Annotated in this window: 6 protein-coding genes and 1 tRNA gene; 2 read left to right on the top strand and 5 right to left on the bottom strand. The window is 68.9% G+C overall.

What is annotated here, in order from left to right:
- The 4 genes from ACFWX1_RS04550 to ACFWX1_RS04535 all read right to left on the bottom strand — a co-directional run.
- On the bottom strand, nucleotides 1-533 hold a 533-nt coding region (locus ACFWX1_RS04550), incomplete at its 3' end, for a hypothetical protein (RefSeq protein WP_378383783.1).
- On the bottom strand, nucleotides 533-1,006 hold the full coding sequence (locus ACFWX1_RS04545; RefSeq protein ID WP_378383781.1) for a hypothetical protein: 474 nt from the start codon (nucleotides 1,004-1,006) through the stop codon (nucleotides 533-535). The genes ACFWX1_RS04550 and ACFWX1_RS04545, both read right to left, overlap by 1 nt.
- A 42-nt stretch (nucleotides 1,007-1,048) precedes the next feature.
- The gene (locus ACFWX1_RS04540) at nucleotides 1,049-2,017 is read right to left on the bottom strand and encodes an oxygenase MpaB family protein (protein ID WP_378383779.1); all 969 of its coding nucleotides are present in this window, start codon (nucleotides 2,015-2,017) and stop codon (nucleotides 1,049-1,051) included.
- 93 nt (nucleotides 2,018-2,110) lie between these two features.
- On the bottom strand, nucleotides 2,111-2,734 hold the full coding sequence (locus ACFWX1_RS04535; RefSeq protein WP_378383777.1) for a TetR/AcrR family transcriptional regulator: 624 nt from the start codon (nucleotides 2,732-2,734) through the stop codon (nucleotides 2,111-2,113).
- 148 nt (nucleotides 2,735-2,882) lie between these two features.
- On the opposite strand from ACFWX1_RS04535, the gene ACFWX1_RS04530 reads away from it, so the two are divergent.
- Both ACFWX1_RS04530 and ACFWX1_RS04525 read left to right on the top strand, forming a co-directional pair.
- Complete coding sequence (locus ACFWX1_RS04530) at nucleotides 2,883-5,138, top strand: glycosyl hydrolase family 18 protein (protein WP_378383775.1); 2,256 nt, start codon at nucleotides 2,883-2,885, stop codon at nucleotides 5,136-5,138.
- A 415-nt stretch (nucleotides 5,139-5,553) separates the two neighbouring features.
- Nucleotides 5,554-5,627: transfer RNA gene (locus ACFWX1_RS04525), tRNA-Pro, on the top strand.
- A gap of 421 nt (nucleotides 5,628-6,048) precedes the next feature.
- Here the strand turns inward: ACFWX1_RS04525 and ACFWX1_RS04520 are convergent.
- Nucleotides 6,049-6,621 (bottom strand): MbtH family NRPS accessory protein, encoded by a 573-nt coding sequence (locus ACFWX1_RS04520; RefSeq protein ID WP_378383773.1) that lies wholly within the window; start codon nucleotides 6,619-6,621, stop codon nucleotides 6,049-6,051.
- Nucleotides 6,622-6,747 lie beyond the last annotated feature (126 nt).

The following is a 6,747-nucleotide window of genomic DNA, read 5'->3' as shown; positions in this document are numbered from 1 at the left end:
TCCCACTCTCCCTCCAGACAACACCACACCCCCCCACGCCAGCCCCACCCCCCCCGCCCCCCCCCCCCCCCGGCCCCCCCCCCCCCCCCCGCCCCCCCCCCCCCCCCCCCCCGGCCGGGGCTTTCTCCGGTGTCCTGGAGCAGGTAGTACTCCCTGTCCAGCGCGATCAGGTGATCCGCTGCCGCGATCCTGTCGTGTCCGCACCGTCTCGCGGCCCACAGGGCGAACTCCGAAGGGCTCAGCGCACCCGCCGCCGTCAGCGCGGCGACGAGGCGCAGCACCCGTTCTTCCGCCACCTCGCCGTCGTCCGGAATCGGCACGCCGATTTCGCGCAGCAAATCCTCGACGAGGCCAGCCACCTCCTCGTCGGCGGCACTCACGTCCACGGAAGCGACCGCGACGACAGCCGGTTCCTCGACGCCCGCGACCAGCAGATCACAGGCCGCGAAAACGATCTCGCTCGCCGACGCGTAGTCGATGTACCAGGACGCAACGGTTTCCCGCAGCCGCAACAGCGCTTCGTCCCGCCCCATCAGCCCATCGCCAGCCTGCGCGCCTCGGCGAGTACCAACGCGTCGACCTCTTCCCTCGTCTCCGGGATGAAGTCGAGTGCGTCGTAGTAGTCGTCGAGACCGGCCAGCACGTCGGCGAGGTCGTTCGTGTACGTGCCGAAGCGCCCGAACACCCATCTCGTGCATTCACGCGGTGTCATCGATCCCGCCACCGTCCTCCGCGCTACGACGCGAAGCCCTTCCTCGTTGGCGCCAGGAGTTCCTTTCCGCCGCGGAGTCAGCCCGGCCTCGCGCAGCGCGTCATCGAGCAGCCACGGCACCTCGACGTCGGCAGCACGAACGCTGACCGCGGCGAGAGCCACGATCGCCGGGCCGTCGATCCCGGCGGCGACAACGTCGCAGGCGGCATAGGCGATCTCCGCCGTACCACCGAGATCGACGTACCACGACGCGACCGCGTCCCGCAGTCGCGACAGCGCTTCCTCCCTGTCCATGGGCCACATCATCCGCGACGACCACGACGGCGGTCATCCGGTTTACCCGGCGGATCGCTCGGCCCGCGCGCCCTGGTGGCCGTACAGTTCCCGTGCGCGCACCGGGCTGAGGACCTCGTCCCGCAGCGGCGGCGGACCGGCGAGTGCCTGCTGCCAGACCGGCCGGACCGACGGAGCGATGTGATCGACCATGGCCAATCGCCACTTCAACGGCGTCGCGGCGCGGACGACGGCACGCCCGGCGGGCAGCGCGATGGCGTCGAGGGCGGCGGGCTGGTCGAAGCCGCCGAGCCGGCGCATCCAGCGCGGGATGGTGGCCACGGTCGCGACGGTCAGCGCCCTCGTCGCGGGCCAGAACAGCGGCTCGCCCTTCTGGCGCGGCGGATGCAGGAAATGCCGGATGAGCCCGGCGGCGCGTTCGGACATGCACAGCCGCTTGCGTGTGTCCGCGTAGTAGTCCCGGACATCGGCGCGGCTGCGGGGAACCTTCGCCGGGTCGCACGTCTGCAGCTCCGCCGCGGTGACGCAGTCCGCCCAGTACCGCTCCTCGTCCTCTGTGGACAGTGGGCCCGGCCCGTACCGTTCGTAGCAGTAGAGATTCGACTGCCATCCGGTGATGTGGATCCACAACTGACTGTCGGGGTTGTTCGCGCTGTAGCGGCGTCCGCTGATGGGCTCGATGCCGGTGGCGCGGGCGTGGACCTTCGTCAGCAGCTCCGAGGACTCGATCGCCGCGCGGCTGTCACCGATCGCCACGATCGTGAAGTACGTCAACGTGCTGTCGAGCCGTCCACGCAGGTCGTAGCGGACGCCGTCGGAGTCGTCGACCGCCGCGGTGAGGAACGGGTCGAAGCTCTCCACGACGATCGAGCGCAGGAACGCGATCAACGCCGTCGGATTGGTCCACACCCGCCACGTCGGCGAGTCCGGGCCGAAGAGCCCGTGATCCTCGCGGGGCCGCTCCGCGTCGAAGGGCCAGCCGTGACCGGCCAGCATCCGGGGTTGGTTCACGATCGTCCTCCTGGTCATGCGATCGCCTCGCTCCGCGAGACTGCGTCTGATCCCTTTGGCGCATGATGTTTTCGATTCGCTCGCAAGCGTCGCTCATGCGTCACGGAAGGCGCGGTAGACGGCACTGCCGACGAACGCGCCGAGTTCGGCGGGGGACCACGCGGCCCCCTCGCGCAGCAGCGAGCGGACCGCTCCCTCGCTCGCGGACATGAAATGCTCGACCAGCACCGGCAGCTTGCGGTCGGCATCACGGGTCCCCCACTGCTTCAGCGTCGGCCGCAGCAGCCGGGTGACGTGCTCGGCGACCACCGCGCGGCCGCGCCCGAACAGGTCGGCGACCGCGGGATCCGGATCGGCGTCGAACACGATCCGCCACGAGTCCGGGCGTTTGGCGACCGTCTCCAGCAGCGCCTGGAAACCGTGGGTGAACACGCTTTCGTCCGCGTCGGCGCGCCCGTGCGGCAGCGCGGCGAGCGCGTCGTTGAGCAGGTACTCCTCCTCACGCCGCAACAACTCCCGCAGCAGTTCGACGCGATCGGCGAAACACGCGTAAACCACCGGGCGGGTCACCCCGACCCGGTCGGCCACCGCGCCGATCGTCACCGCGGCGACCCCCTGGTCCACCGCGATGGCCAGCGCGGCGTCCAGGACCTGCGGCCGCCGCCGCTCCGGTCCGAGGTGTCTCGCCCGGGACCGCGACCCCGTTCCTTCACTCATGTCGGAAAATGCTACATGAATGAAGGAACCATGGCCAGGGTGACGGTTGGGCCAATTTGGTCTAGACCTTCCGGAACAGCGGGGTTACATTGTTGTGTGGTCTAGACCACACAGGGTCACTTTCCCTCCGTCTCACTGGGAGAACCGCATGAGACGCACTCCCCTTCGGTTACGCTCCGCACTCGCCGCGGCACTGCTCGTGCTGGGCGGCGTCGCGGCGGCCGCCACCCCCGCCCAGGCCGCCGGCCGCCTGACCGCGCAACTCGCGCTCGACGGCACGAACGGCTCCTACACCGTCAAGAACACCAGCAGCGCCGCGGTCAGCAACTGGTCGATCACCTTCCAGCTGCCGTCCGGGGTCACCGCCAGCACCGGCGAGAACGGCACCGTGACGCAGTCGGGCAACCTCGTCACGCTCACGCCCGCGTACTACATCGCCACGCTGCAGCCGGGCGCTTCGACCTTCCCGTACAACCCGACCTTCCGCCTCAGCTCAGGGGTTCAACCCACCCAGTGCCGGATCGACGACGCCAACTGCGACGGCTCGCCGGACACCCCGCCCGCCGCGCCGGCGAACCTGTCCGTGGTCACGAAGACAACGACGACGGTTTCGCTGAGCTGGAGTGCTTCGGCCCCGGGATCGCTCCCCGTCACGGGCTACGACGTCTACCAAGGCACGACGCTCGCCACCTCTGTCACCGGCACCAGCGCGACCATCAGCGGGCTGAAACCGAAGACTGCCTACACCTTCACGGTGGTCGCGAAGGACGGCAAGGGCACGAAATCCGCCGCCAGCGCGCCCGCGTCGGTGACCACGAACGATCCGGCCGACGACACCCAGCCACCGTCCACTCCGGGCAACGTCCGATCGACCGGCGCCACCTCCAGCAGCGTCTCGCTGACCTGGAACGCTTCGACCGACAACACCGGCGTCGTCGGCTACGACATCTACCAGGGCAACACGCTGGCCACCACCGTGACCACGACGTCGGCCACCGTGTCCGGTCTCGCACCGTCCACTTCGTACACCTTCACCGTGCGGGCGAAGGACGGCTACGACAACGTGTCCGCCCCGAGCACACCCGTGACCGCGAAGACCGGGGACATCGTGTCCGGCTACGCTCGCGTCGGCTATTTCGTCCAATGGGGAATCTACGGCCGCCAGTACTTCGTCAAGAACCTCGAAACCACTGGGGCGGCGCGAAAACTGACCCACCTGCTGTACGCGTTCGAGAACATCGACCCGGTCAATCTCACCTGCCTGTCCGGCGTCACGAAGGGCACCAGCTCGAACCCGCAGGACCCGAACCAGGGCGACGGAGCCGGTGACGCCGAAGCCGACTACTCGCGGCCGTTCTCGGCAGGCCAGTCCGTCGACGGTGCCGCCGACACCGGCTGGGAACCGTTGCGCGGCAACTTCAACCAGCTGAAGAAGCTCAAGAAACTGCACCCCGACCTGAAGATCCTGGTGTCACTGGGCGGCTGGACCTATTCGAAGTACTTCTCCGACGTCGCGGCCACCGACGCGTCGCGGAAGAAGTTCGTCAGCTCCTGCATCGACACGTGGATCAAGGGCAACATCGCGCCGTACGGCGGTGCCGGCGGTCCGGGCACCGCGGCCGGGATCTTCGACGGCATCGACGTCGACTGGGAATGGCCAGCCAGCGGTGACGGTCATCCCGGCAACCGCTGGAACGTCAACGACAAGCAGAACCTGACCGCGCTGCTGGCCGAGTTCCGCACCCAGCTCGACGCCTTCGGCGCGACCAACGGAAAGCGTTACCAGCTGCACGCCTTCACCCCCGCCGACCCGGCGAAGGTGGCCTCGGGCTGGGAACTGCCGAAGGTGTTCAGCTCGCTCGACGTGGCCAACGTGCAGGGCTACGACTTCCACGGGTCCGGCAGTGACAACTCGTGGGAGCCGCTGCGCACCGGTCATCAGGGCAACCTGTACGTGGACGCCGAGGATCCGTACAAGTTCCACTTCAGCGTGGAGGGCGCGATCAAGGCCTACACGGACGCGGGCGTCGATCCGCGAAGACTCACCCTCGGGCTCGCGTTCTACGGGCGAGGCTGGCAGAGCGTGACCGACGGCGGCAAACACGGCGCATGGCAAGCGGCCAACGGTGCCGCACCGGGTCAGTTCGCCGAGGAGGCGGGCACCCGCGGGTACGCGAACCTGGTCGCGAGTGTGCCCAACTGCACCGTCTACCACGCGGAACCGGCGATCGCGACGTACTGCTTCACCGGGAACAACGGGCAGTGGTGGACCTTCGACGACGCGTGGTCCATCGGGAAGAAGATGGCCTGGCTGAAGTCCAAGGGCCTCCTCGGCGTCATGGCCTGGGAGATGTCCGGCGACACCGGCGTACTGATGAACGCCGTCGACGCCGGGCTCCGGTAGACCCGAGGCCGGAGGTGTGCGCGCGGCGGCCACACCTCCGGCCTCTCCCCCGGGCTCGCGACTGATGCCGCCGCCGGATTGCCGAGGCGGAGTCGCGGCGCGAGTTCGTCCGCGATCCCTATCGTCCCGGTCAGCCCCCGGACATGGCCTCAGCGGCTACCCCGGTAGCGCACTTGACTGGGGGTCAAGGGGTCACAGGCCCATATCCTGCCGATTCGACCGACAGTCGGGCAAGGACGGCTCCTGCCGCACCGGCCGCCCACGGCCCAGCGCCCGGACCCCGGCAACGCCGGCAACGCCGGGTAGTGCCCCCACCAGCGCATCTGTGCAGGTCAGCCACACACGGTGACCTGCCTGCAAGCCCGTTTCCGGGGCACGCTAGAGTACTTACATCGCACTCCACGGAGTACGGGTCCGGGCTGTGGCGCAGTTTGGTAGCGCACTTGACTGGGGGTCAAGGGGTCGCAGGTTCAAATCCTGTCAGCCCGACGGACAAGCCACGTTTACGCAGGTAGACGTGGCTTTCGTCGTATCCGGGGTCCGTTCGGACGCTAAGAACCCGGGGAATGTCACATACGTGTCACCCGCTCCCGGGGTCCGGATCAACCGGCCATCCTCGCCAGCGCTGCGGTTCACCGGGCGTCAACGCGGCACCTCCGGGACCGCGCCGCTCTCGGCCAGCCCGCGCGGGGCCTGCTCCGGCACCCACGCGACCGGATGGCGGCTGCACCGGGGACCGCAGCTCAAGAAGAGAACGTCTCCTGGCAACCGCCGGTCAAGCGGGATAGGCCCGCTTGACACAGTGTGATCGGGCTGCGCCAGGTCGACGAGATGCCGAAGGGCCACCCACTGCGATTATCGGCCGATCGTGATGAGTCACCCACTCCGGCGGCGGCTGAGTATGAAGGACTCACTCTGCCAGCTCGACGAAGCAGTCGAAGAGCGCTTCGGCTGCCGCGCATACTTCGCGCGGTGGCGTGTGGCGGGGACCGATGAGCACAGAGAGCTGGTGCCAGACCAGGCTTCCGGCCTCGCGAAGCACGACAAAGCGCACGGCCGCGGGCTCGGCGGGACGCGGCCCGAGCGCACCGGTTCCTTCGCTCAACGCCCTCCCCGGTTCGAGTGCGTCCAGGCATCGTGACAGCATCTCTTTGACCAAGCGGACGACGATTCCCCGCGACTGACCGCGAAGATACGGGACGGCGGCGGGGCGCGTCGTCAGTTCGCTCAAGACGTTCTCCACCATGCGGTCCCGCACCCGGTGCAGTTCGCCGCCGGTCACGACGACGCGATCCGGAGTCCGAGGCGGCCGTACGGGCCGCCTGCCTCGCCACAGCGCGTCGGCCTCCGCCACGCATTCCGCCATGGTGCCGCCGAAATCGGTGCGCCGCCAGCCGGCGGGCGGGTCGGCGTCGGCGGGCCAGATCAGATACAGCGCCGAACTGGTGATGAGGACCCAGTGCCGCGCGGAGCCGGTGTCCATTGTGGATCCTGTCCTTGCCCTACCGGGGACGGGACGGGGGGGGGCCACCCCCCCCCCGGGGCCCCCCCCCCCCCCCCCACCGCAAACACAACACAAAAAAAAAAAACCGCCCCGAGTGACCCACCG

Source organism: Amycolatopsis sp. NPDC059021 (assembly GCF_042739895.1).
Lineage (GTDB): Bacteria > Actinomycetota > Actinomycetes > Mycobacteriales > Pseudonocardiaceae > Amycolatopsis.
Note: the sequence above shows the minus strand (reverse complement) of the source record. Positions and strands in the feature narration are given on the sequence as shown.